25 protein-coding genes are annotated in these 23,164 nt (G+C 72.0%); 18 read left to right on the top strand and 7 right to left on the bottom strand.

The features are described 5' to 3' along the window. Position 1: 1 nt before the first annotated feature. The 3 genes from OIE69_RS11000 to OIE69_RS10990 are packed head-to-tail and all read right to left on the bottom strand — an operon-like array spanning position 2 to position 2,975. Positions 2-877: an ATP-binding cassette domain-containing protein gene (locus OIE69_RS11000; RefSeq protein WP_326571782.1), complete on the bottom strand. Its 876-nt coding sequence runs from the start codon at positions 875-877 to the stop codon at positions 2-4. Positions 878-882: 5 nt separating this feature from the next. Next, positions 883-1,956 carry an ABC transporter permease gene (locus tag OIE69_RS10995; protein ID WP_326581080.1) on the bottom strand — a complete coding sequence of 358 codons (1,074 nt, stop codon included), beginning with the start codon at positions 1,954-1,956 and terminating at the stop codon, positions 883-885. 5 nt (positions 1,957-1,961) lie between these two features. Beyond that, positions 1,962-2,975, bottom strand: coding sequence for a sugar ABC transporter substrate-binding protein (locus OIE69_RS10990; protein ID WP_326571781.1), 1,014 nt, complete (start codon positions 2,973-2,975; stop codon positions 1,962-1,964). 274 nt (positions 2,976-3,249) lie between these two features. Between OIE69_RS10990 and iolC the strand changes: the two genes are divergently transcribed. The 13 genes from iolC to OIE69_RS10925 all read left to right on the top strand — a co-directional run bounded on the left by iolC (position 3,250) and on the right by OIE69_RS10925 (position 16,566). Further along, complete coding sequence (iolC, locus tag OIE69_RS10985) at positions 3,250-4,197, top strand: 5-dehydro-2-deoxygluconokinase (RefSeq protein ID WP_326571780.1); 948 nt, start codon at positions 3,250-3,252, stop codon at positions 4,195-4,197. Between the two features lie 32 nt (positions 4,198-4,229). Next, positions 4,230-5,108 carry a Cgl0159 family (beta/alpha)8-fold protein gene (locus OIE69_RS10980; RefSeq protein ID WP_326571779.1) on the top strand — a complete coding sequence of 293 codons (879 nt, stop codon included), beginning with the start codon at positions 4,230-4,232 and terminating at the stop codon, positions 5,106-5,108. A gap of 38 nt (positions 5,109-5,146) precedes the next feature. Next, positions 5,147-6,052 carry a 5-deoxy-glucuronate isomerase gene (gene iolB / locus OIE69_RS10975; RefSeq protein ID WP_326571778.1) on the top strand — a complete coding sequence of 302 codons (906 nt, stop codon included), beginning with the start codon at positions 5,147-5,149 and terminating at the stop codon, positions 6,050-6,052. Next, a complete protein-coding gene (gene iolD / locus OIE69_RS10970; RefSeq protein WP_326571777.1) occupies positions 6,052-7,923 on the top strand; it encodes a 3D-(3,5/4)-trihydroxycyclohexane-1,2-dione acylhydrolase (decyclizing) in 1,872 nt (623 codons plus the stop codon). Before iolB ends, iolD begins: the two co-directional genes overlap by 1 nt. A gap of 183 nt (positions 7,924-8,106) precedes the next feature. Then, positions 8,107-8,826, top strand: coding sequence for a GntR family transcriptional regulator (locus OIE69_RS10965; RefSeq protein ID WP_089223115.1), 720 nt, complete (start codon positions 8,107-8,109; stop codon positions 8,824-8,826). Positions 8,827-8,960: 134 nt separating this feature from the next. Next, positions 8,961-9,923: a sugar ABC transporter substrate-binding protein gene (locus OIE69_RS10960; RefSeq protein WP_326571776.1), complete on the top strand. Its 963-nt coding sequence runs from the start codon at positions 8,961-8,963 to the stop codon at positions 9,921-9,923. Continuing rightward, positions 9,920-10,942, top strand: coding sequence for an ABC transporter permease (locus tag OIE69_RS10955; RefSeq protein WP_326571775.1), 1,023 nt, complete (start codon positions 9,920-9,922; stop codon positions 10,940-10,942). The genes OIE69_RS10960 and OIE69_RS10955 overlap by 4 nt, the downstream gene beginning before the upstream one ends. Then, on the top strand, positions 10,939-11,718 hold the full coding sequence (locus OIE69_RS10950) for an ATP-binding cassette domain-containing protein (protein WP_326571774.1): 780 nt from the start codon (positions 10,939-10,941) through the stop codon (positions 11,716-11,718). The genes OIE69_RS10955 and OIE69_RS10950 overlap by 4 nt, the downstream gene beginning before the upstream one ends. Before the next feature lie 198 nt (positions 11,719-11,916). Then, a complete protein-coding gene (locus tag OIE69_RS10945; protein ID WP_026251715.1) occupies positions 11,917-13,035 on the top strand; it encodes an ROK family glucokinase in 1,119 nt (372 codons plus the stop codon). Positions 13,036-13,040: 5 nt separating this feature from the next. After that, a complete protein-coding gene (locus tag OIE69_RS10940; protein WP_326571773.1) occupies positions 13,041-13,562 on the top strand; it encodes a hypothetical protein in 522 nt (173 codons plus the stop codon). Positions 13,563-13,646: 84 nt separating this feature from the next. Continuing rightward, a complete protein-coding gene (gene pcaDC / locus OIE69_RS10935; RefSeq protein ID WP_326571772.1) occupies positions 13,647-14,927 on the top strand; it encodes a bifunctional 3-oxoadipate enol-lactonase/4-carboxymuconolactone decarboxylase PcaDC in 1,281 nt (426 codons plus the stop codon). 127 nt (positions 14,928-15,054) lie between these two features. Continuing rightward, on the top strand, positions 15,055-15,702 hold the full coding sequence (locus tag OIE69_RS10930) for an MBL fold metallo-hydrolase (RefSeq protein ID WP_326571771.1): 648 nt from the start codon (positions 15,055-15,057) through the stop codon (positions 15,700-15,702). A gap of 84 nt (positions 15,703-15,786) precedes the next feature. Beyond that, positions 15,787-16,566 carry an exodeoxyribonuclease III gene (locus OIE69_RS10925; protein WP_326571770.1) on the top strand — a complete coding sequence of 260 codons (780 nt, stop codon included), beginning with the start codon at positions 15,787-15,789 and terminating at the stop codon, positions 16,564-16,566. Here OIE69_RS10925 and OIE69_RS10920 read toward each other — a convergent pair. Next, on the bottom strand, positions 16,491-17,372 hold the full coding sequence (locus OIE69_RS10920; protein ID WP_326571769.1) for a hypothetical protein: 882 nt from the start codon (positions 17,370-17,372) through the stop codon (positions 16,491-16,493). The genes OIE69_RS10925 and OIE69_RS10920 overlap by 76 nt on opposite strands. Positions 17,373-17,480: 108 nt before the next feature. Here OIE69_RS10920 and OIE69_RS10915 point away from each other — a divergent pair, with 108 nt between their 5' ends. Further along, positions 17,481-17,819, top strand: a complete 339-nt coding sequence (locus OIE69_RS10915; protein ID WP_326571768.1) for a cupin domain-containing protein — start codon at positions 17,481-17,483, stop codon at positions 17,817-17,819. A gap of 5 nt (positions 17,820-17,824) precedes the next feature. Next, positions 17,825-18,265, top strand: a complete 441-nt coding sequence (locus OIE69_RS10910) for a DUF6278 family protein (RefSeq protein WP_018563013.1) — start codon at positions 17,825-17,827, stop codon at positions 18,263-18,265. Positions 18,266-18,292: 27 nt separating this feature from the next. Here the strand turns inward: OIE69_RS10910 and OIE69_RS10905 are convergent, their stop codons facing one another. Next, complete coding sequence (locus OIE69_RS10905; RefSeq protein ID WP_326571767.1) at positions 18,293-19,147, bottom strand: helix-turn-helix domain-containing protein; 855 nt, start codon at positions 19,145-19,147, stop codon at positions 18,293-18,295. A 141-nt stretch (positions 19,148-19,288) separates the two neighbouring features. On the opposite strand from OIE69_RS10905, the gene OIE69_RS10900 reads away from it, so the two are divergent. Together OIE69_RS10900 and OIE69_RS10895 are read left to right on the top strand one after the other, a co-directional pair. Then, positions 19,289-19,810, top strand: coding sequence for an ATP-binding protein (locus OIE69_RS10900; protein WP_326571766.1), 522 nt, complete (start codon positions 19,289-19,291; stop codon positions 19,808-19,810). Between the two features lie 29 nt (positions 19,811-19,839). Then, positions 19,840-20,124: a TfoX/Sxy family DNA transformation protein gene (locus OIE69_RS10895; protein WP_326571765.1), complete on the top strand. Its 285-nt coding sequence runs from the start codon at positions 19,840-19,842 to the stop codon at positions 20,122-20,124. Between the two features lie 51 nt (positions 20,125-20,175). Here the strand turns inward: OIE69_RS10895 and OIE69_RS10890 are convergent, their stop codons facing one another. Beyond that, complete coding sequence (locus OIE69_RS10890; protein WP_326571764.1) at positions 20,176-20,922, bottom strand: GntR family transcriptional regulator; 747 nt, start codon at positions 20,920-20,922, stop codon at positions 20,176-20,178. A gap of 457 nt (positions 20,923-21,379) precedes the next feature. Here OIE69_RS10890 and OIE69_RS10885 point away from each other — a divergent pair, with 457 nt between their 5' ends. Further along, entirely contained in the window at positions 21,380-22,294 is a 915-nt protein-coding gene (locus OIE69_RS10885) for an SGNH/GDSL hydrolase family protein (protein ID WP_326571763.1), read from the top strand. Between the two features lie 51 nt (positions 22,295-22,345). On the opposite strand, the gene OIE69_RS10880 is transcribed toward OIE69_RS10885, so the two are convergent. Then, positions 22,346-23,101 (bottom strand): hypothetical protein, encoded by a 756-nt coding sequence (locus OIE69_RS10880; protein ID WP_326571762.1) that lies wholly within the window; start codon positions 23,099-23,101, stop codon positions 22,346-22,348. Positions 23,102-23,164 lie beyond the last annotated feature (63 nt).

Here is a 23,164-nt window from a genome sequence, read left to right as displayed (position 1 = left end):
CTCACGGGGAGGGGCGACCCTTGGCCAGGTCCTCCGGTTCGGGCAGTTCCTCCACGTCGACACCGCGGACCTGGGCCAGTTCGTGCTTGAGCGCGGCCAGCTCGGCGCCGCCCGCCATGTGGTTGGTGAGCTCCTCCAGGGAGACCTCCTTGCGGCCCGCGCTCAGTTCCAGGGTGCCCAGCCGCAGCACGGAGAAGTGGTCGCCCACCATGAACGCGTGGTGCGGATTGTGGGTGATGAAGATGACGCCCAGGCCCCGGTCGCGTGCGGCGGCGATGTACTTCAGGACGACCCCCGACTGCTTGACGCCCAGCGCCGCGGTCGGCTCGTCCAGGATCAGCACCCGCGCGCCGAAGTGGACCGCGCGGGCGATGGCCACGGACTGCCGCTGGCCGCCGGAGAGGGTGCCGATGGGCTGTTCGAGGTCGTCCAGGACGATGCCCATCGCCCGCAGTTCCTCGTCCGCGGTCCGTTTCATCCGGGCGATGTCCAGGCGCCGTACGGGCCAGGGGCCGCGGGTCAGCTCGGAGCCGAGGAAGAAGTTCCGCCAGACCGGCATCAGCGGAACGGTCGCCAGGTCCTGGTAGACCGCGGCGATGCCGCGGTCCAGGGCCTCCCGCGGGGTGTTCAGCCGTACGGGTGCGCCGTCGATGCGGAACTCGCCCTCGGTGTGCCGGTGCAGCCCGGAGATGATCTTGATCAGTGTGGACTTGCCCGCGCCGTTGTCGCCGAGGACGCAGGTGACCTGCCCCGGGCGGACGGCCAGGTCGACCCCGTGCAGGGCGCGGACGTTGCCGTAGCTCTTGCCCACCCCGTCCAGTTCGACGAGGGGCTCGGTGCCGGCGGCGGTGCCGCCGGCAGGGGTGGCAGTGGTCATCGGGCTCACCTCCGGGTCGCCGTGCGGCGGACCCACAGATTGACGAGGGTCGCGATCAGGAGCATCACGCCGAGGAAGAACTTGAACCAGTCGGGGTTCCAGTTGGCGTACACGATGCCCTGCGAGACCATCCCGAAGATGAAGGCGCCGATCACCGAACCGATCGCCGAACCGTAGCCGCCGGTGAGCAGGCAGCCGCCGATGACCGCCGCGATGATGTACAGGAACTCGTTGCCGACGCCCTCACCGGACTGCACCGCGTTGAACGAGAAGAGCAGGTGCATGCCGGTGAACCAGGCGCCGAGGCCCACGGCCATGAACAGCGCGATCTTGGTGAAGGCCACCGGTACGCCGACCGCCCGCGCGCTGTCCTTGTTCCCGCCGACCGCGAAGGTCCAGTTGCCGAACCTGGTGCGCAGCAGCACCCAGGTGGCGAGGGCCGCGAAGCCGAGCCACCACAGCACCGTCACCTTGAGCTGGACACCGCCGACGCCGATCTCCGAGGCGAACACGGCGCGCGCCTGGTCGAAGCCGTCCATGTCGCTGATGGAGTCGGTGGCGACGTTGCCGGTGAAGATCTTGGTGACCGCCAGGTTGAGGCCCTGCAGCATCAGGAAGGTGGCCAGGGTGATGAGGAAGCTGGGCAGCCCCGTCCTCACCAGCATGTAGCCGTTGAGCGCCCCGATGCCCAGGGACACCACCAGGGCGACGACCACGCCCGTCCACACGTTCATGCTGAGCTGGAAGCTGAACATGCTCGCGGTCAGGGCCGAGGCGGTGACCGCGACTCCGGCCGAGAGGTCGAACTCGCCGCCGATCATCAGCAGGGCCACGGGCAGCGCCATGATGCCCATGACCGACGCCTGGTAGAGCACCGTCGCCAGGGAGCCCGCCTCGCGGAAGGACGGCGCCACCGCGAAGAAGAAGAGGTAGACCGCGACGGCGGCGATCAGCGCGCCGATCTCGGGGCGGGCCAGTGTCCTGCGCAGCAGCGAGCGTTCGGCGGTGCGGCCGTCCGCCCCGGAGGCGGGTGTCGCGGGTGGTGAGGGGGACGCCGCGGGGGCGGCTGCCTGGGACACAGGGATCACCGGGTGCCCTTCGCGGCGAACGCGGCCACGGACTCGACGTTGTCCTTGTCGACGAAGGCCGGGCCGGTCAGGACCGGTGCCACGCCGCCGCCGCTGACGTTGCCGTTGGTCTTGTACAGCCACAGGGAGTCGACGGACAGGTAGCCCTGCAGGTACGGCTGCTGGTCGACGGCGAATTGCACCCCGCCGTCCTGGACGGCCTTGACCAGGTCCTTGTTGAGGTCGAACGTGCCGACCTTGGCCTTGCTGCCGGCGTCCGCGACCGACTGGACGGCCGTCAGCGCGAAGGGCGCGCCCAGGGTGACGACGTAGTCGATGCCGGAGTCCTGCTTGAGCTTCGCGGTGATCGTGGACTTCACCGACGGCATGTCCGTGCCGTTGACGTAGAGGTTCTCGGTCTTCCCCTTGAACGTCTTCTTCACGCCGGCGCAGCGGGCCTCGAGGGCGACGTGGCCCTGCTCGTGGATCACGCAGACGTTGTGCTCGGCGCCCAGGTCGTTGAGCTTGTTGCCCAGCGCCTCGCCTGCGACGCTCTCGTCCTGTCCGAAGTACTCCAGCAGCCCCTGGTCCTTCCAGTCGTCCAGGCCCGCGTTGAAGCCGACCACCGGGATGCCGGCGGCCTCGGCCTTGGCGACGACGTCCTTCATGGCGTCAGGCTTGGCCAGGGTGACGGCTATCCCGTCGACCTTCTGGTCGATCGCGTTCTGGATCAGGTTGGCCTGGGTCGCGGCGTTGGGGTCGTTGGAGTAGATCAGTTCGACGTTGTCCTTGGCGGCCGCGGCCTGGGCGCCCTTGCGGATCAGGTCCCAGAAGGTGTCGCCGGGGGCCGCGTGCGTGACCATCGCGATCTTCATCCGCGGGGTGTCCGCCTTGCCCGCGGCGGCGGCGTCCGGCGACTCCTCGGCCTTCTTCCCGCCTGAGCTGCTGGAACAGCCGGCTGCGAGGAGGAGCGCGGCGGCGGAGAGGGCCGCGACGGCGGAGATCCGACGGTTTCTGCGAGAGCGTTCCATGTTCCTGCACCTCACTGCGGTGGGAGGGAGAAGAGGACGGACGTGTTCACATGGCCGGGTGCTGCACGGGAGCAAACCCCTCCTTGGGGTCCCTGTCAAGACTTTGTCAAGACATCAATTCATCTCGACGTAACGACAAGGTAACGACCCGGACTTCCGGCGGGCGGTACGTTCGTATGTAAGGACATAGTGTTGACATCCCGCGACCGGGCGGGCTAGACCTGACAGGGCCGCAGAGCGACCCCCCGGTGACGCACGACGAGGAGTCACGCCCATGACCGAGCCGTACGACCTGATCACGATGGGCCGGATCGGGGTGGACCTCTACCCCCTGCAGACCGGTGTCCCGCTGCCCCAGGTCGAGACGTTCGGCAAGTTCCTCGGCGGCTCCGCCACCAACGTCGCGGTCGCCGCCGCCCGCCTCGGCCGCGGCACGGCCGTCATCACCCGCACCGGCGACGACCCCTTCGGCGCCTACTGCCACCAGGCGCTCAAGGAGTTCGGGGTCGACGACCGCTACGTCACCCCGGTCGCCGCGTACCCGACGCCCGTCACCTTCTGCGAGATCTTCCCGCCGGACGACTTCCCGCTCTACTTCTACCGGCTCCCCAAGGCCCCCGACCTGGAGATCCACGCCGACGAGCTGGACCTGGACGCCGTCCGGGCCGCCCGCATCTTCTGGATGACCGGAACCGGCCTGTGCGCCGAGCCGAGCCGCACCGCCACGCTCACCGCCCTCGAGGCCAGGGCGCGGCGCGGCACCACCGTCTTCGACCTCGACTGGCGCCCCATGTTCTGGAAGGACCCGGAAGAGGCCCGCCCCTACTACGCGCGGGCGCTGGCCTCGGCCACCGTCGCCGTCGGCAACCTCGACGAGTGCGAGATCGCCACCGGGGTGCGCGAACCGCGCGCCGCCGCCGAGGCGCTGCTCGCCGCCGGTGCCGAACTCGCCGTCGTCAAGCAGGGCCCCAAGGGCGTGCTCGCCGTCCACCGCGACGGCACCACCGCCGAGGTGCCGCCGGTACCCGTCGAGGTGGTCAACGGGCTCGGCGCGGGCGACGCCTTCGGCGGCTCCCTCTGCCACGGGCTGCTCGCCGGCTGGGACCTGGAACGGATCATGCGCCACGCCAACGCCGCGGGCGCGATCGTGGCCTCCCGTCTCGCCTGCTCCTCCGCGATGCCCACCGCGTCGGAGGTCCAGGACCTCCTCGGCCGAGGCTGACGGTCCGCCCCCTGCCCGAAAGTGAGCTCCTCTTGAGCATCAGCATCTCCGACCTGGTGAAGGTGCGGACCCACCACCCCGAGGCGATCGCCGAGGCCGCCGCCCGCCGTGGGCGGCGCCGGCTCGTCGGTGACAGCGGCCGGCTGATGATCCTCGCCGCGGACCACCCCGCGCGGGGCGCCTTCGCCGTGGGGGACCGCGAGTTCGCCATGGCCAACCGCGTCGACCTGCTGGAGCGGCTGTGTACCGCGCTCTCCCGCCCCGGCGTGGACGGGGTCCTCGGCACCGCGGACATCCTGGAGGACCTGCTGCTGCTCGGCGCGCTCGAGGGAAAGGTCGTCATGGGGTCGATGAACCGCGGCGGCCTGGCCGGCGCCTCCTTCGAGCTCGACGACCGCTTCACCGGCCACCGCGCCCAGGACATAGCCCGGCTCGGCTTCGACGCGGGCAAGCTGCTGCTGCGCATCAGCTACGAGGACAGCGGCTCGCTGAGCACCATGGTCGCCACCGCCCGCGCCATCGACGAGATGGCCGAACACCGGCTCCCGGTCTTCGTCGAGCCCTTCATATCCCGCCGCGTCGACGGCCGGGTCCGCAACGACCTCAGCGCGGAGGCCGTCACCAAGTCCATCGCCATCGCCTCGGGGCTCGCGGGGACCTCCGCCTACACCTGGCTCAAGGTGCCCGTCACCGATGACGTCGACGACATGGCCACCGTCATGGAGACCTCCACCCTCCCCGCCGTCCTGCTCGGGGGAGAGGTGGGCAGGGAACAGGACGCGGTCTACGAGAAGTGGCGCAAGGCGCTGCGGCTGCCCACCGTCCAGGGCCTGGTCGTCGGCCGCACCCTGCTCTACCCGCCGGAGGGCAGCGTGGAGACCGCCGTCGACACCGCCGTCGGTCTGCTGTGAAGTCCTGGTCGAACCGCGAGAAGTGCGAGGCCCACGCCATGACCAGTACCGAGAACCACCTGGCCGCCGGGAAGGCCGCCGCCGGCCCGTACGCCGTCGACGTCGACCCCGGCCGGGCCGGCTGGGACCACTCCTCCCTGCGGATCCTGGACCTCCCGCCCGGCGGACGGCACGAGTTCGCCACGGGCGACAGCGAGTGGATCGTGCTCCCGCTCTCCGGCGGCTGCGAGGTCTCCGCCCAGGGCGGGACGTTCCGGCTCACCGGGCGCGAGAGCGTGTTCACGGCGGTCAGCGACTTCGCGTACGTGCCGCGCGACGAGACGGTGACCCTGACCACCGCCTCCGGCGGCCGCTTCGCCCTGACCGGTGCCCGCTGCGAACGGCGGCTGCCCGCCCGCTACGGACCGGCCTCCGCCGTCCCCGTCGAGCTGCGGGGCAGCGGCAGTTGCAGCCGCCAGGTCAACAACTTCGGCGCCGCCGGTGTCTTCGAGTGCGACCGCCTGATCGCGGTCGAGGTGCTCACCCCGGCGGGCAACTGGTCGTCCTTCCCGCCGCACAAGCACGACGAGGACCGCGAGGGCGAATCGCGCCTGGAGGAGATCTACTACTTCGAGATCGCCCCGGCGCACGGCAAGGAGGGCATCGGCTACCAGCGCGTCTCGCCCTCCGGCAACGGCCGCAACACCGACGTCCTCGCCGAGGTCCGGGGCGGCGACGTCGTCCTCATCCCCGACGGCTGGCACGGCCCCTCTATGGCCGTCCCCGGCCACGACATGTACTACCTCAACGTCATGGCGGGCCCGGGGGAGGAGCGCGCCTGGCTGATCTGCGACCACCCCGACCACGCCTGGGTCCGTGGCACCTGGCCGGACCAGCCCGTCGACCCGCGCCTGCCCCTGTACACCGCCCCCGCCGCCACCGGCGAAGCCCCCGAGAGGTCCTGATGAGCAGCCAGTCCGTACGCCGCCTCACGGTCGCCCAGGCACTGGTGCGGTTCCTGTCCGCGCAGTACACCGAGCGCGACGGGGTCCGCCGCCGGCTCGTCGCCGGCACGTGGGGCATCTTCGGCCACGGCAACGTCGCCGGCATCGGCCAGGCGCTGGTGGAGTACCGGCAGGAGATGCCGTACCACCAGGGCCGCAACGAGCAGGCCATGGTGCACGCCGCCGTCGGCTACGCCCGCCAGCTCAACCGGCTGTCCGCGCAGGCCGTCACGACCTCCATCGGCCCCGGCGCCACCAACCTCGTCACCGGTGCCGCGCTCGCCACCGTCAACCGGCTGCCGGTGCTCCTGCTCCCCGGCGACTCCTTCGCCAACCGGGTTCCCGACCCGGTGCTCCAGCAACTGGAGCACACCCAGTACGGCGACGTCTCCGTCAACGACGCGCTGCGCCCGGTCTCCCGCTGGTTCGACCGGATCACCCGGCCCGAGGCCCTGATCCCGTCCGCCCTCCAGGCGATGCGGGTGCTCGCCGACCCCGCCGAGACCGGCGCCGTCACGCTCGCCCTCCCGCAGGACGTCCAGACCGAGGCGTACGACTGGCCCGAGGAGTTCTTCGCCGAGCGCGTCTGGCACGTACGCCGTCGGGCCCCCGAGGCCGCCGAGCTCGCAGCCGCCGCCGAGGCGGTGCGTACCGCCCGGCGTCCGCTGATCATCGCGGGCGGCGGCGTCCACCACAGCGAGGCCGAGCCGGTCCTGGAGGCACTGGCCGAGGCGACCGGCATCCCCGTGGCCTCCACGCAGGCGGGCAAGGGCTCGCTGCGCCACGACCACCCGGCCGACATCGGCGGCGTCGGCCACACCGGCACCGCCGTCGCCGACGACATCGCGCGCACCGCCGACCTGGTCATCGGCGTGGGCACCCGCTACACCGACTTCACCACCGCGTCCTCCACGCTCTTCGCCGCGCCCGGGGTGCGCTTCCTCAACCTCAACGTCACCGGCTTCGACGCCCACAAGCTCGGTGCCCGCACCCTGGTCGGTGATGCCCGCGCGAGCCTCGAAGCCCTCGCGCAGGCCGTGGCGGGACACCGCGTCGAGCCGGAGTACGAGGCCGAGTACCGCGCCGGCAAGGAGCGCTGGGAGCGTGTCGTCGACGCCGCGTACGCCGCGGACGACACCGACCGGCCCACCCAGACCCAGGTTTTGGGCGCGCTGGACTCGGTCGTCGGCGACGACGACGTGCTGATCAACGCCGCCGGCTCCCTCCCCGGTGACCTGCACAAGCTGTGGCGCGCCCGCTCCCCGCGCCAGTACCACCTGGAGTACGGCTACTCCTGCATGGGCTACGAGATCCCGGCCTCCATCGGTGTGCGGATGGCGGCGCCCGACCGGCCCGTGTGGGCGCTCGTCGGCGACGGCACCTATCTGATGATGCCGACGGAGATCGTGACCGCCGTCCAGGAGGGCGTGAACATCAACCTCCTCCTCATCCAGAACCACGGCTACGCCTCCATCGGCGGACTGTCCTCCGAGGTCGGCGGCGAGCGCTACGGCACCGCCTACCGCTATCGCGCCGCCGACGGCTCCTTCACCGGCGACCCGCTCCCCGTGGACCTCGCCGCCAACGCCGCCAGCCTCGGGATGGACGTGCTGCGCGCCGAGACGGTGCGCGAACTGCGCGAGGCGCTGGCCGCGGCCCGTGCCTCCGACCGCCCGACCTGCGTGTACGTCGAGACCGACCCCACACCGACGGCCCCCGCCGCCCAGGCCTGGTGGGACGTGCCGGTCGCCGAGACCGCCTCCCGCGAGGCGGCCGTCGAGGCCCGCAAGTCCTATGAGCGGCACCTGGGCGACCGCCGCCGCCACCTGTGAGGAGGCACCCCGGAGCCCGCTCCCGGAGCCCCGCACCACCGACCGCACCGGCCCGTCCACAGGCCCTCGAGAAGGCGTGGATCCAAATGTTCGGACAATGTGATGTCAGAGTTTCCTGAGATCGAGACCGGCGGATACGCTCCCCCTGTGTCCAAAGCAGAGTCCGCGCCGCTCGAGTTCGAGGTGGACCGCTCCAGTCCGGTGCCGCTGTACTACCAGCTCGCCCAGCAGCTGGAGGGTGCCATCGAGCACGGCAGGCTCGCTCCGGGCAGTCTCCTGGGCAACGAGATCGAACTCGCCGGACGCCTCGGCCTCTCCCGGCCGACCGTCCGGCAGGCCATCCAGTCCCTGGTGGACAAGGGGCTGCTGGTGCGCCGTCGCGGAGTGGGCACCCAGGTCGTGCACAGCCAGGTCAAGCGGCCCCTGGAGCTGAGCAGCCTCTTCGACGACCTCCAGGCCGCCGGGCAGAGCCCCGCCACCCAGGTGCTGCGCAACGAGACCGAGCCGGCCACCGCCCAGGTCGCCGCCGCCCTGGGCATCGCCGAGGGCAGTGACGTCGTCGTCCTCCAGCGGCTGCGCTTCACCCATGGCGAGCCGATGGCCCACATGTGCAACTACCTGCCGCCCGGACTCATCCCCCTGGACAACGCCAAGCTGGAGTCCACCGGCCTCTACCGCATGATGCGCGCCGCCGGGATCACCCTGCACAGCGCCCGTCAGTCGGTAGGTGCCCGCTGCGCCACCGAGGCGGAGGGCGAGCTGCTCGCCGAGGAGCCGGGAGCCGCGCTGCTCACCATGAGCCGGACGACCTACGACGACACCGGACGGGCCGTCGAGTACGGCACGCACATCTACCGCGCCTCCCGCTACGCGTTCGAGTTCCAGCTGCTCGTACGGGCCTGAACGGCTGCGGAACCCCCCCTTCCGCAAGCATCGCCCCCTGTGACGGATACTTGGTCGGTTCCAAGACCAGCAGGGAAAGGCACGACGTGGAGAGCGCGAACAGGGGAAAGCGTGCGCTCGGTGCGCTACTGACAGTGGTCATCGGTGTGGCGCTGGCGGGCTGCAGCAGCACCGGGGGCCTGCGCGCGGAGCAGCGGGCCAAGGAGGCCCAGGCCAACGGTTCGGCCGTCGACACACCGAAGTGGACGGTCGCCATGGTCACCCACGCCGGTGCCGGCGACAGCTTCTGGGACATCGTCCAGAAGGGCGCCCGGCAGGCCGCCGCCAAGGACAACATCAAATTCCTGTACTCCAACAGCGACCAGGGCAAGGACCAGGCGCAGCTGGTGCAGACGGCCATCGACCAGAAGGTCGACGGCCTGGTCGTCACGCTCGCCAAGCCCGAGGCCATGAAGGACGTGGTCCTGAAGGCGGAGAAGGCCGGCATTCCGGTCATCACCATCAACTCCGGGTCCGCCCAGTCCAAGGAGTTCGGGGCCCTGGCCCACATCGGCCAGGACGAGACCATCGCCGGCGAGGCGGTCGGCGACGAGCTCACGGAGCGCGGCAGGAAGCACGTCCTGTGCGTGCTGCACGAACAGGGCAACGTCGGCCACGAGCAGCGCTGCGCGGGTGTGAAGAACACCTTCGGGGGCACGACGGAGAACCTCTACGTCAACGGCACCAACATGCCCGACGTCCAGTCCGCCCTCCAGGCCAAGCTGGCGGCCGACCGTTCCATCGACGCCGTCGTGACCCTCGGCGCGCCCTACGCCGCCACCGCCGCCAAGGCGAAGGAGCAGGCGGGCAGCCAGGCCGAGGTCGACACCTTCGACCTCAACGGGCAGGTCGCGGGCGCGCTGGAGGCCGGCACCATCGGCTTCGCCGTGGACCAGCAGCCGTACCTGCAGGGATACGAGGCCGTCGACCTGCTGTGGCTCTACCGCTACAACGCCGACGTCCTCGGCGGCGGCAGGCCCGTTCTCACCGGCCCGCAGATCGTCACCAAGGACGACGCGGCCGCGCTGAAGGACTACGCCAAGCGGGGCACCCGATGACCGCGGACAGCCTCGCGCCCCCGAGGCGGCTCGGGCACCGCCTGTTCGGCCGCCCCGAGCTGGGCGCGGTCGTCGGCGCCGTGGCCGTCTTCGTCGTCTTCTCGGTGGCCGCCGACTCCTTCCTGCGGCCGGCGAGCCTCGGCACGGTCCTGTACGCGGCGTCCACCATCGGGATCATGGCGGTGCCGGTGGCGCTCCTGATGATCGGCGGCGAGTTCGACCTGTCGGCGGGCGTCCTGGTGACGTCCTCCGCCCTGGTGTCGTCGATGTTCAGCTACCAGATGACGGCGAACGTCTGGGTCGGCGTCGGCGTCTCGCTGCTCGTCACCCTCGCCATCGGGTTCTTCAACGGCATCATGCTGTCCCGCACCAAGCTGCCGAGCTTCATCATCACGCTGGGCACCTTCCTGATGCTCACCGGCCTCAACCTGGGCTTCACCAAGCTCATCGACGGCACGGTCAGCACCAAGTCCATCGCCGACATGGAGGGCTTTTCCTCGGCGCGTGCGCTGTTCGCCTCGCACCTGACCATCGGCGACGTCGACCTCCAGGTCACCATCCTGTGGTGGATCGCGCTGGTCGCCGTCGCCACCTGGGTGCTGCTGCGCACCCGCGCAGGCAACTGGATCTTCGCGTCCGGCGGCGGCCCCGACGCGGCCCGCGCGGTCGGCGTCCCCGTCACCCGCACGAAGACGGGCCTCTACATGGCCGTCGCCTTCTGCGCGTGGATCTCCGGGCAGCACCTGCTGTTCTCCTTCGACGTGGTGCAGTCGGGAGAGGGCATCGGCAACGAGTTCCTGTACATCATCGCCGCCGTGATCGGCGGCTGTCTGATGACCGGCGGCTACGGCTCGGCCATCGGCTCGGCGGTCGGCGCGTTCATCTTCGGCATGACCAGCAAGGGCATCGTCTACGCCGAGTGGAACCCGGACTGGTTCAAGTTCTTCCTGGGCGCCATGCTGCTGCTGGCGACGCTGCTCAACGCCTGGGTCCGCAAGCGGGCGGAGGCGGCGAAGTGACGGCCCTGGTGAAGCTGACCGGCGTCAGCAAGGCGTACGGGCACGTGCGCGCCCTGGAGGACGTCTCCCTGGAGGTGCACGCGGGGGAGATCACCTGCGTCCTCGGTGACAACGGCGCCGGGAAGTCCACCCTGATCAAGATCATCGCGGGGCTGCACCAGCACGACCGGGGCAGCTACGAGATCGAGGGCGTGCCCGTGCGCCACGCCTCCCCCCGGGAGGCGCTCGACCACGGCATCGCCACCGTGTACCAGGACCTGGCGGTCGTCCCGCTGATGCCGGTGTGGCGGAACTTCTTCCTCGGCTCCGAGCCGAGGAAGGGCCGCGGTCCCTTCAAGCGCCTAGACGTCGCCATGATGCGGGAGACGACCCGCACGGCCCTGCGCGACATGGGCATCGACCTGCGCGACGTGGACCAGTCCATCGGCACCCTGTCGGGCGGGCAGCGCCAGTGCGTCGCCATCGCCCGGGCCGTGCACTTCGGGGCCAAGGTGCTCATCCTCGACGAGCCCACGGCGGCGCTCGGCGTCCGGCAGTCCGGCGTCGTCCTGAAGTACGTCGCCGCGGCGCGGGACGCCGGGCTCGGCGTGGTCCTCATCACCCACAACCCCCACCACGCCCACCTCGTCGGCGACCGCTTCGTCCTGCTGCGCCGCGGCACGATGACCGGCTCCTACACCAGGGACGGGATCACGGTGGACGAGCTCACCCGGGAGATGGCCGGCGGCACGGACCTGGAGGCCCTCGCCCACGAGCTGCGCCGTCCGGCGCCGTGACGGCGGGCGGGCGGCCCCGGCCGCCCGCCCCGCGCACCCGCCCGCCGTCGCCCCGGGCCGGGGGCCACGCCCCCGCGACCACCGGCACTTAGAATCACTCGGAGAAACGCCCCCGACCCCGGAGAGACGAGCCTTGCGAGCGACGACCGAGCTGCAGTTCGGGACCGAGTCCGGGATCGGAACCACGGGGGTGAACCGATGAGCATGTACCGGGGTGCCGCCCGCACCTCCAGCAGCTCCACACTGCTGAGCACCGTGGGCCGCCGTGAGCGCCGTTCGCACCTCACCGCGCCCCGCGTCCCCACCGTCGGCATCGACATCGGCGGCACCAAGGTGATGGCCGGCGTGGTCGACGCGGACGGCAACATCCTGGAGAAGCTGCGCACCGAGACCCCGGACAAGAGCAAGAGCCCGAAGGTGGTGGAGGACACCATCACCGAGCTCGTCCTCGACCTGTCCGAGCGGCACGATGTGCACGCCGTCGGCATCGGCGCTGCCGGCTGGGTCGACGCGGACCGCTCGCGGGTGCTCTTCGCGCCCCACTTGTCGTGGCGTGACGAGCCGCTGAAGGCCCGCCTCACCGAGCGCCTGCGGGTTCCCGTCATGGTGGACAACGACGCCAACACCGCCGCCTGGGCGGAATGGCGCTTCGGCGCGGGCCGCGGCGAGAACGACCTCGTCATGATCACGCTCGGCACCGGCATCGGCGGTGCCATCCTGGAGGACGGCCAGGTCAAGCGGGGCCGCTACGGCGTAGCGGGCGAGTTCGGCCATATGCAGGTGGTGCCCGGCGGGCACCGCTGCGCCTGCGGCAACCGCGGCTGCTGGGAGCAGTACAGCTCGGGCAACGCCCTGGTGCGCGAGGCCCGCGAGCTGGCGGCGGCCGAGTCCCCGGTGGCGTACGGGATCATCGACCGGGTGGGCGGCCAGGTGCGGGAGATCACCGGTCCGCTCATCACGGAGCTCGCCCGTGAGGGTGATGCGATGTGCGTCGAGCTCTTCCAGGACATCGGCCAGTGGCTGGGCGTCGGCATCGCCAACCTCGCCGCGGCCCTGGACCCTTCCTGCTTCGTCATCGGCGGCGGCGTCAGCGCGGCCGACGACCTGCTGATCGCCCCGGCCCGCGACGCGTTCCGGCGCCATCTGACCGGGCGCGGCTACCGGCCGGAGGCGCGTATCGTCAAGGCGCAACTCGGCCCCGAGGCCGGGATGGTCGGCGCCGCGGATCTGGCGCGGCTGGTCGCGCGCCGCTTCCGGCGGGCCAACCGGCGGCGGGTCGAGCGGTACGAGCGCTACGCGAAGGTTGTCGGCAAGTGAGTGCCATGCCCCCGAGGAAGCCGCCGCGCTGGGTGCAGTGGACGGTCGTCCCGCTGCTGATCCTGGTCCCGATCGGCTATGTGATCATCTCCGCGGAGCAGAGCCGGGACAGCGGCGAGGAGAAGCAGCAGCAGGCCGCCGTCACCACGCTCACCCACCTGTGGCCCACCAAGGTGCAGCGGCGGATCTACGAGGTGACGATCCCGTCCGGCTCGGCGCCGGTGGCGTACCTGGAGACCAACAACTGGGCGTCCAGCTCCTTCTACGTGCAGTTCCGCACCAACCAGGGCGGCCTGGACACCTTCCTCGCCCAGTACGGCAGGAGCCGCTCCGCCCTCGCGGACGGCGACGTGACCGTGAGCCGGAAGCAGGCCCGCACCGTGCGCTGGACCTTCGGCGCGGACCGCCAGTGGGCGGGCCTCAAGCTCAAGCAGCACGGTGACAAGCCGGACCACAACATCACGGTCGACTTCTCCAACACGGACCATCCCGTGGTCTATGTCGTGTCCACGATAAACTTCCGCTGACCGGCGCCCAGGCGCCGCAAGGGTTCCGCGCCGCCGCGGGGCCCGGCCGTCGGCGCCCGCGAACGCCTGGATAGCGTGGAGCGAGTGAGCGACGAGCAGAGCCCCAAGACCCTCCAGCACCGCATCGACGGCCCGCAGGACGCGCCGGTCCTGGTCCTCGGCCCCTCACTGGGCACGACGTGGCACATGTGGGACCGGCAGATACCCGAGTTGACCCGGCAGTGGCGGGTACTGCGGTACGACCTCCCGGGGCACGGCGGTGCCCCCGCCGACCCCTCGATCTCCACCGCGGACCTCGCCGACCGCCTGCTGCGCACCCTGGACGAGGCCGGCGTCGAGCGCTTCGGCTACGCGGGCTGCGCCTTCGGCGGCGCCATCGGCACCCAGCTCGCGCTGCGCGCCCCGCAGCGCGTCGCCTCCCTCGCCCTGGTGTCCTCCGCAGCCCGCTTCGGCACGCCCGACGCCTGGCGGCAACTCGGGGTGGTCGTCCGCGCCAACGGCCTGGAGCAGATCGCCCTGAGCGCCCCCGAGCGCTGGTTCGCCCCCGCCTTCCGTGACGTCCAGGCCGCCATCGTGGACTGGTCCGTCCAGATGGCCCGCGCCGTCGACCCCGAGTGCTACATCGCCGCCTGCGAGGCGCTGGCCGCCCACGACGTGCGCGCCGAGCTGGGCCTGATCACCGTGCCGACGCTGGTCCTGGGCGGCGCCGAGGACCAGGTGACGCCGCCCGCCGACGCCCGGGCCCTGGTCGCCGGGATACCCGACGCGCGGCTCGCGGTCGTCCCCGGAGCCTCGCACCTGGTGCCGGTCGAGCAGCCCGCCGCCGTGGGCGAGCTCCTCGCACGCCACTTCGAGGCCACCTGGACCGAGCAGCCCGCGGCCGTGGCCGTACCCGCGCAGCCCGCCGCCGTCGTCCCTGAGCCGGTAACGGCGGCGGCCCCCGTGCGGCCCGTCCCGCAGCACCGGGGCGGCACCGCGGCCGGGCCGGACCCGTACACCGAGGGCGACCGCACCCGGCGCGAACTCCTGGGCGACGCCTACGTCGACCGGGCGGCCGAGGAGACCGAGGAGTCCGCCGGGGACTTCGAGGACTTCGTCACCCGCTACGTCTGGGGCGAGGTCTGGAACCGGCCCGGGCTCGACCGGCGGACCCGCAGCGTCATCACCCTGACCGCGCTCGTCGCCGGAGGCCACCACACGGAACTGGCCGCGCACACCAAGGCCGCGCTGCGCGGCGGCCTCACCCCGGCCGAGATCGAGGAGGTGCTGCTGCACACCGCCGTCTACTGCGGGGTGCCCGCCGCCACCTCCGCCTTCGCGGTGGCGCGGCGCGTCATCCGGGAGGAGACTCGGCCACGGGAGTGAGCCCGCGCGCACGGCGACCTGGTCGCCCCCTCAGCCCATCGGCATCTCCACCTGGACAGGGCGTGTGCGGCACGCGGGGCCTCGGCCATGATGGCCATGCAAAGGATCACCGCTCCGGAGGAGAGTCATGAAGCTGACGAAGAGGGGCCACGCCTGCGTCCGGCTGGAGAAGGACGGGCGCGCGCTCGTCATCGATCCAGGGGCCTTCACCGAGCCGGACGCGGCGGTGGGCGCGGAGGCGGTCCTCGTCACGCACGAGCACGCGGACCACTTCAGCGAGCAGCAGCTGCGCGCCGCCCTGGAGGCCGCCCCCGCCGCCGAGATCTGGACCCTGAAGAGCGTCGCCGACCAGGTCTCGGCCGCCTTCCCGGGCCGGGTCCACACCGTCGGCGAGGGCGACACCTTCAGCGCGGCCGGCTTCGACGTCGAGGTGCACGGACAGATGCACGCCGTGATCCACCCCGACATCCCGCGCATCACCAACGTCGGCTTCCTCGTCGACGGCTCCCTCTTCCACCCCGGCGACGCGCTCACCGTGCCCGGCCGGTCCGTCGAGACGCTGCTGCTGCCCGTGCACGCCCCCTGGAACAAGGTCTCCGAGGTCATCGACTACCTCCGCGAAGTGAAGCCGGCCCGCGCCATCGACGTGCACGACGGGCTGCTCAACGACCTCGCCCGCACCCTGTACGACCGGCTGCTGGGCCCCGACGGGCCCGGTGTCGGCGGCGCGGAGCACGGCAGGATGGCCCCCGGCGACAGCGCCGACCTGGGCTGACGTCCCAGGCTGACGACCTGCCGCGGACGGTCTGCGGGAACGCCCCGGGACCGGTTGTCGGAGGCGGGCGGTACATTCGGGTCCATGCGCATCGCCACCTGGAACGTCAACTCGATCACCGCCCGCCTGCCGCGGCTGCTGGCCTGGCTGGAGAAGAACAGCCCGGACGTGCTGTGCATCCAGGAGACCAAGTGCGCCGAGGAGCAGTTCCCGTTCGACGATCTGCGCGCCCTCGGCTACGAGACCGCAGTCAACGCCACCGGCCGGTGGAACGGCGTCGCCCTCCTGTCCAAGGTGGGTCTCGAGGACGTCGTCGTCGGCCTGCCCGGCGGCCCGCTGTACGAGGAGGTCGACGAGCCCCGAGCGGTCTCGGCGACCTGCGGCCCGGTCCGGGTCTGGTCGGTGTACGTGCCCAACGGCCGTGAGGTCGGCCACGAGCACTACGCGTACAAGCTGCGCTGGTTCGAGGCGCTGCGCGCGGCGGTCGCGGAGGACGCGGCGGGCGAGCGCCCCTTCGCCGTCCTCGGCGACTACAACGTGGCGCCCACCGACGAGGACGTGTGGGACCCGTCGGTCTTCGAGGGGATGACCCATGTCACCCCCGCCGAGCGGGAGGCGCTGGCGCACCTGCGCGCGGCCGGGCTCAGCGACGTGGTGCCCCGCCCCCTGAAGTACGACCGTCCCTACACGTACTGGGACTACCGCCAGCTGGCCTTCCCCAAGAACCGCGGCATGCGGATCGACCTGGTCTACGCGAACCAGTCCTTCGGCAAGGCGGTCGGCGACGCCTACGTCGACCGCGAGGAGCGCAAGGGCAAGGGCGCCTCCGACCACGCCCCGGTCGTGGTCGACCTCGACGTCTGACCGGTCCGGGGGAGGCCCACCGCGAAGCGCCCGCCTGCCCTGCGCTGGAACTCGACGTAGCCGCGCAGCCCCGGCGGGCAGGGCAGGTGCAAGGTGGCCGGGTGCGCCACCTCGCGCAGGTCCACCACCAAGGCGTCGTCCGGCAGCCCGGTCAGCACGGCGGCCAGCTCCGGGTCGGCCTCCGGCCGGACCCGGCCCACCGGGGTGCCCCTCAGGTCGGGCCGGTAGGAGAAGACGTGCGAGGTCTCGGCGAGCCGCTCCAGCACCGCGGCGTGCTCCGGGACGGTCTCGTCCGCCCGTTCCGGCACCGACGCCGGCCCTGACCCCGGCTCCTGTCCCGCCTCGGGCGGCACGCTTGCCAGGGCGGCGAGCCCCGCCCTGGCGAGCAGGGTGACCCAGTCGACCAGTGAGGGCGCCACGTACGCCCAGGTGTCGAGGAAGACGCCGGTCGCGGCGAACACCCGGCCCCAGGCTCCGGTGTCCTCGTCCACGTCGACGAAGAGCGTGTCCCCGCCGGACTCGTGCAGCAGATGCGCGGTGCCCGGCGGCCCCACGGCCCAACCGCCCGGGTGCAGACCGCGCTCGGGGGCCAGCCGGTACTCCTCCAGCCCGCCGATGCGGATCGACCTCACCCTGCCGACCAGGTGCCGCACCTCGCGGGGCAGCGGCACGCCCCACGCCGCGACCTCGGCGTCGTCCGCGCCGGGGGCCAGCCGCACCGTCCCCGGGGCCCGTGCCGCCAGCTCCTCCAGCAGCCGCCAGGCGCGGTCCGCCGCCCGCACCCCGGCTTCCCGTTCATCCCGCATCGCGTGGCCCTTCTCCCGCCGGGCAGCCTTACGTTACGTATTGTGCGGCAACGGAACGTATACAACGTGTCGTTACCGTTGGCATACGCCCACGCATACGCTCCGGCCATGAAGAGCTTCTCCGTCGACATCGCCACCGCCGTGCTCGAACCCGAGCCCCTGGATCCGGGGCAGATCGTCTCCGGCTCGCCGGAGGTCACCGGGAAGGTGCTGTGGCAGTCGCCCGACGGCACCCGCACGAGGGGGATCTGGCAGATCACCCCGGGCGTGGTGACCGACACCGAGGCGGACGAGATGTTCGTGGTCGTCAGCGGGCGCGCCACCGTCGAGGTGGAGGGCGGACCGACCCTGGAGCTCGGCCCGGGCGACGTCTGCGTCCTCCGAGAAGGAGACAGCACGACATGGACCGTCCACGAGACACTGCGGAAGGCCTACGCCATAGGCTGATGCCCATGGACATCTCCTTCCTGGACAGGTGGCGCAAACGGTACGGCGAGGTCCGCGGCGCGGCCGTACCGGAGTCCCTCGCCGAGGACCCGGAAGGAGTCGCCGAACTGCTCTCGGAGTGCGAGCTGCTGCGTGCCAGGGCCGAGGCCGAGGGAGTGGAACTGGACGACACGTCCGTCTCCTTGGAGCGTCTTGACCAGTTGGTCCCGCGCTGGCGCGACGACCCGGACGAGCTGTCCTGGCTCGGCAACGACGCCGGGCTCTACCTCGGCACGGTCGTCGTGCGCACCGTGCCGGGCGCGAGCTGGCAGATCTGGCCCAACGGCCGGCCCGTCATCCTGCTGGCCTCCGGCCGTGAACTCGACGTCGTCGAGGCCGGCCACGAGTGGGCGGAGAGCGGCACCCCGGAGCTGTCCCAGGTCTACGCCGAGGCCTCCGAGGCCTGAGCGCCGCCAGGGCCCGCGGCCGGGCCCCTAGATGACCCGTTCGGACTCGCCGAGCATGGCCTCGAACCAGCGGTCGAAGCCGTAGAGCACCGAACCGGGCGGGGTGGCGGAGAGCCGGTAGACCAGCGAGCCCCGCGGGTCCGCCGGCGGTCCGATGACGGAGACGAAGGCGGCGCCGTCGAGGCGAACCAGCCGCCACACCGGCGTGGTGCGGTAGCGGTAGACCTCGAGGTGAATCGTTCCTTCTTCGGCGAGGGCGCCGAGCATGTCCTCCGCGAAGCGCAGGCTCGAGGCGAAGAAGTGCGGTGTCTCGCCGACCTCCTCCGCGATCCGGGCGACCGCCGGGCTCTCCGGGTGCAGCAACAGCAGCCGCATCCGGGCGGGGGTCCGCCTCCGGCGGGTCAGCGGCCCGCGCAGCAGCGAGTCGCCGAGCGCCAGCAGCCCCAGGGCGCGCACCCCGACCACGTCCACCGCGTCGGCGCCCGCCGCCACCTCGCGGATCTCCGCGGCCGCCTCCGGCTTGGTCAGCGCGACCGCGGCGACCTGCGGATGGTCCATCAGGTCCCGGACGCCGTACGAGCGCGGACGGCGGGGCGCGAGCCCCATGAGCAGCCGCGCGTGGTCCGGCATGCGCAGGCCCTGCGCGATCCGCTCGAACACGTCGAACCGCACCACCGAACGGCGGCCCCGCACGATCTCGTTGACCCGGCCCTGCAGCAGCCCCGTCGCGGCCGCGATGCGCGACTGGCTCGCGCCGCCGTACTGCTGTGCGAACCGCAGGATCGCTCCGGCGTCGCGGGTCCGCAGGGCCTCCCGTATCTCCTCGCGCTCCCAGGCCCACGCGGGGATCTCGACGGCATCACCGGAAACCGGTCCCGACATCCACGACTCCCGTCCACCCCGTCGGCGGTCCACCGGCGTTACCAGCGGGTATGTCGTGGTGAGAATAGCGCGGGGGTATGGCGTGCACGTGGGCTTCACGGGAATGCTCGGCGCCACCTACGACACCTGTGAGGTGGTCACATGGGGGACAACCTGGCCGCGCGGCCCCCGTTCCGGCGTGTCGCCCCCGGCGCCGACCGGGGTGCGGGCGGCGAGCCGCCTCCGGACACCCTCCCTACCCGCGATCCGGCGGCCGCACCCGTTACGGCCCCGCCCGCCACCGTGCTGCTGGGCGAGGTCTTCCTGCCCGCCGACTACCTGGCGCCCGCCCAGGCGCGCCGCATCCTGGCGGCGACCCTGGATGTGTGGGGTCTCGGGTACCTGCTGGACACCGCGGGCATCGTCCTCGCCGAGCTCGTCTCCAACGCCGTACGGCACGCCGGCGGCCGGCGTGTGGGCGTGATGCTGTCGCGGCGGCTGACGCTGGTGCACCTGTCGGTCCGCGACGGCTCCCGCACTCCGCCCTGCCTGGTGCTGACCGGGCGGGTCCCCGACACGACCGGGAGCACCCGCGGTCTCCAGGTGGTTTCAGCCCTCACGTACCGCTGGGGGACAGAACTCCTCCCGGGTGGCAAGCGTGTCTGGGCCGAGATCGCCGTCTGACGGGGCGTCGGGAGGTGCATGATGGGGTCATGGACTCCCTGCAGCAGATGCCCAACATCGGCGCGGTCCTGGCCGAGCGCCTCCGCAGCGCCGGCGTGCCGGACGCCGACGAGCTGCGCCGACTCGGATCCGGAGGGGCCTTCGCGATGATCCGCGAGGGGCTTCCCGAGGACGCCTGCACCCACACCCTGCTCGCCCTCGAGGGCGCGATCCGCGGCACCCGCTGGACCGCCATCCCCAAGGCCGACCGCGACGCGCTGGTCGGCCGGGTGCTCGGCGAGGGCCACGCGGGCGCTGCCGCCGGAGGCCGATAGCCACAGTACGCACACACCGCCGACGGCGGGGCGCGGCCTCACCGGGCCCGGTCAGGACGAGAAGTCGATGCTGTACGCCACGCGCCAGCGATCGGCGCGGATCACCGTGTCCGAGGTCTCGACGGCGCGGTCGTCGGCGTCGAAGTACGTCCGCTGGACCGCGGTCACGCACTGTCCCTGCGCGCAGCCGAGCGCCTGTGCCTCCCAGCCGGTGGCCGGCCGTGACTCCAGGATCTCGCGGGCCCGTACGACGCGGACCCCGATCGCGGCCAGCCGCCCCCGCACCCCCCGGCGGGCGTAGGGGCCGCGCTCGGGGTGCGCGACGTCCGTGCCGTCGGTGATGGCCAGCGGCTCCCAACTGGTGGCGAGCTGCACGGGCCGGCGGTTCGCCAGGTACTCGTAGCGGGTCATCACCACCGGGTCGCCGACGGTGATGACCAGCCGCTCGGCGATGGCCGGCGGGGCCGTCGTGGTGACGGTCGAGGCCTCCCAGTCCACCTCCGTGGTGTCTCCGACGACCCGTGCGGCGAAGGGCGAGTCCACGGCGCCCGTGCCGCGGTCGAGGGTCGCGCGGGCGGAACGGTCCACCACGAACACCCCGCGCCCGAACTGCCCTTCGACGTATCCCGCCGCCTTCAGTACGCGCACCGCCCGGTCGACGGTCTGGTCGCTCGCCCGGTAGGCCTCCTTGAGCCGGGAACGGGAGGGGATGGGGGACTCGGGCTTGAGGAGCCCCTCGTCGATCTGTCGCATGAGGTCGTCGGCGATCCACTGGTACACCGGCCCCGGCTCGGCCATCCCCGTCCCTTCTCCCGCTCGTGGCACGACCTTAGGTACGCAGGCCACGGCTGCGTACCGAGGTACGCACGCTACGGGAGTGACGGTCGGCGAAGCGGTACGGAGAGCCGCGAGGGTTACGGCGCCGGGGAGAGAAGGCCAGGCCGGAGAGGGCCGGGCCGTGCTCGATGCGGAGGGGGCCGACGGTGTCCGCGGCCGCTGCCGGGCGGTGGTCGGCAGGGACGTCGCTGGCGGTGGAGTACGGCTGGTCCACTCCGAAGGGGCCTTTCGGGGTGCGCTCCCGGCCAGGGAGAGCGAGGGCGTCACCGTCCTGATACGTCCGCATGTCGTGCGCCGGCAGTGGTTGCCGGATCTGAGGGAACGTCAGTCCGTCGAGCGAACTTGCGACACGTCCATTGACTTCGGACACGTGGGGCGCCGAGTCTGAACCCGTCAGCGTCGACAGGGGGAGGGCCCGATGGGTGTCGGACGTGCATCGATCCTGGGAGCGGCCGTGGCGTCGGCCGCGCTCGTGCTCACCGCGGTGAGCGCGGTTCCGGCCACCGCGCACACGCGCGACGGCCACCATCCGGGACATGGCCACGGCAACGGCCACCGGGACGCGTACGTCGCGCTCGGGGACTCGTACACGTCGGGACCACTCATCCCCGACCAGGTGGACGCCAATTGCGCCCGGTCGAACCGCAACTACCCCTCGCTGGTCGCGCAGCGCCTGAGAGACACCTCACTCACCGACGTGAGCTGCGGCGGGGCCACCACCGCCGAGATGTGGAAGGCGCAGGGCAGCAACCCGCCGCAGCTGGACGCCTTGAGCCGCCGTACCTCCCTGGTCACCCTGCAGATCGGCGGCAACGACGTCGGCTTCGGCAGCATCATCCGCACCTGCGCCGGCGCCGCGGTCTCCGACCCGACCGGCAATCCCTGCGAGAGGTACTACTCGGCCGGCGGCACGGACCAGTTGCGGGCCGCCGTGCAGGCGACGGCGCCGAAGATCGACGCCGTGCTCGACGCCATCCGTCACCGCGCGCCGCGGGCCCGTGTCGTGGTCGTCGGCTACCCGGCGCTGCTCCCCGACAGCGGCGTCGGCTGCCGCCCGGCCGTGCCCTTCGCCGACGGGGACTTCGCCTACCTCCGGGACACCGAGAAGCGGCTCAACGCCATGCTGGCCCGGCGTGCCAAGGCCGCCCACGCGACCTACGTCGACACCTACACCCCCACCGTCGGCCACGACATGTGCACGGCCCCCGGCGTCCGCTGGATCGAGCCGCTCACACCCGCTGCTCCGGCCGCGCCCGCCCACCCCAACGCGCTGGGTGAGAAGGCCATGGCCGCCGCCGTCCTGGACCGGCTCTGCGTACGCGGCCGCATATGACGGGGCCGCGGGGGCCCGTGCCCCCGCGGCCGCCCGCCCGGCTCCGGGCCGTCACTCCGCGGCGACGGCCACCGGGCGACTGGCGGGAGTCCTGGCCTCGCGGGTGACGTCGGCGACGACCTCCACCACATCGGGTCCGTAGGCGTCGGAATTGACGACCTTCAGCAGCAGGCAGAAGGTGCCGTCCACCCCGTACTTGCGGGCCAGCCGCAGGTAGTGGCGGGCGAGGTAGCGCACGGCGGCCTGGTTGTTCACCCCGCGCTGGCCGGAGGCGAGGAAGACCGGGCGGTTGTTCCCGGTGTTCTCGTCGGCGGCCAGCCGGGCCAGGAAGACGTACTCCACCTTGCCCTTCTCCATGCGGTAGGCCTCGCCGCCCACGGTCAGCGCGCCCTGGTCCTCGACGGGGCCGGTGAAGTCGTTGACCTGGAAACCGGGCAGCATGGAGCGCAGGTGCGCCGCCATGCGATGGTTGGATATGGGACCGCCGATGCAGAACTCGGTGCGAGCGCCGAAGCCCTGCCAGGCGGTGTCGTGGGGCAGGATCTCGGCGTGCGCCCCGCACTCCTTGATCAGCGCCGACAGTTCGATCAGTGCGAAGACGTCATGGCGCGCCACGCTCCATCCGCGCGTCGAGCCCGGGTCGCGGTTGATCACCAGCAGGCACTCCGAGCCGGTGGGCAGCCCGAAGAAACGCTGTTTGCGGTGCAGCTTGCGCCGCCACAGGTACGTGCGGACGAACCAGCCGAGCGCGGCGCTCATACCGCTCGCGGCCAGTCCCAGGACGATGTTGCGCACGTCGTCGCTCATGGGCCGGGATGGTAGTTGAGGCGTTCCTGACGAGAAAGGCAGGGTGGGGTTAGGCTGCCCGGA

Source organism: Actinacidiphila glaucinigra (assembly GCF_035918135.1).
Classification (GTDB): domain Bacteria; phylum Actinomycetota; class Actinomycetes; order Streptomycetales; family Streptomycetaceae; genus Actinacidiphila; species Actinacidiphila glaucinigra.
This window is presented reverse-complemented; position numbering and strand designations above follow the sequence as displayed.

Bases quoted from the DNA above. Each gene is read 5' to 3' on its own strand.
- OIE69_RS10990 (WP_326571781.1), bottom strand. From the start codon at position 2,975: ATGGAACGCTCTCGCAGAAACCGTCGGATCTCCGCCGTCGCGGCCCTC.
- OIE69_RS10930 (WP_326571771.1), top strand. From the start codon at position 15,055: ATGAAGCTGACGAAGAGGGGCCACGCCTGCGTCCGGCTGGAGAAGGAC.
- OIE69_RS11000 (WP_326571782.1), bottom strand. From the start codon at position 877: ATGACCACTGCCACCCCTGCCGGCGGCACCGCCGCCGGCACCGAGCCC.
- OIE69_RS10915 (WP_326571768.1), top strand. From the start codon at position 17,481: ATGAAGAGCTTCTCCGTCGACATCGCCACCGCCGTGCTCGAACCCGAG.
- OIE69_RS10895 (WP_326571765.1), top strand. From the start codon at position 19,840: ATGGACTCCCTGCAGCAGATGCCCAACATCGGCGCGGTCCTGGCCGAG.
- OIE69_RS10890 (WP_326571764.1), bottom strand. From the start codon at position 20,922: ATGGCCGAGCCGGGGCCGGTGTACCAGTGGATCGCCGACGACCTCATG.
- OIE69_RS10885 (WP_326571763.1), top strand. From the start codon at position 21,380: ATGGGTGTCGGACGTGCATCGATCCTGGGAGCGGCCGTGGCGTCGGCC.
- OIE69_RS10880 (WP_326571762.1), bottom strand. From the start codon at position 23,101: ATGAGCGACGACGTGCGCAACATCGTCCTGGGACTGGCCGCGAGCGGT.
- iolC (WP_326571780.1), top strand. From the start codon at position 3,250: ATGACCGAGCCGTACGACCTGATCACGATGGGCCGGATCGGGGTGGAC.
- OIE69_RS10945 (WP_026251715.1), top strand. From the start codon at position 11,917: ATGAGCATGTACCGGGGTGCCGCCCGCACCTCCAGCAGCTCCACACTG.
- OIE69_RS10955 (WP_326571775.1), top strand. From the start codon at position 9,920: ATGACCGCGGACAGCCTCGCGCCCCCGAGGCGGCTCGGGCACCGCCTG.
- OIE69_RS10925 (WP_326571770.1), top strand. From the start codon at position 15,787: ATGCGCATCGCCACCTGGAACGTCAACTCGATCACCGCCCGCCTGCCG.
- OIE69_RS10900 (WP_326571766.1), top strand. From the start codon at position 19,289: ATGGGGGACAACCTGGCCGCGCGGCCCCCGTTCCGGCGTGTCGCCCCC.
- OIE69_RS10920 (WP_326571769.1), bottom strand. From the start codon at position 17,372: ATGCGGGATGAACGGGAAGCCGGGGTGCGGGCGGCGGACCGCGCCTGG.
- OIE69_RS10940 (WP_326571773.1), top strand. From the start codon at position 13,041: ATGCCCCCGAGGAAGCCGCCGCGCTGGGTGCAGTGGACGGTCGTCCCG.
- OIE69_RS10905 (WP_326571767.1), bottom strand. From the start codon at position 19,147: ATGTCGGGACCGGTTTCCGGTGATGCCGTCGAGATCCCCGCGTGGGCC.
- OIE69_RS10910 (WP_018563013.1), top strand. From the start codon at position 17,825: ATGGACATCTCCTTCCTGGACAGGTGGCGCAAACGGTACGGCGAGGTC.
- iolD (WP_326571777.1), top strand. From the start codon at position 6,052: ATGAGCAGCCAGTCCGTACGCCGCCTCACGGTCGCCCAGGCACTGGTG.
- iolB (WP_326571778.1), top strand. From the start codon at position 5,147: ATGACCAGTACCGAGAACCACCTGGCCGCCGGGAAGGCCGCCGCCGGC.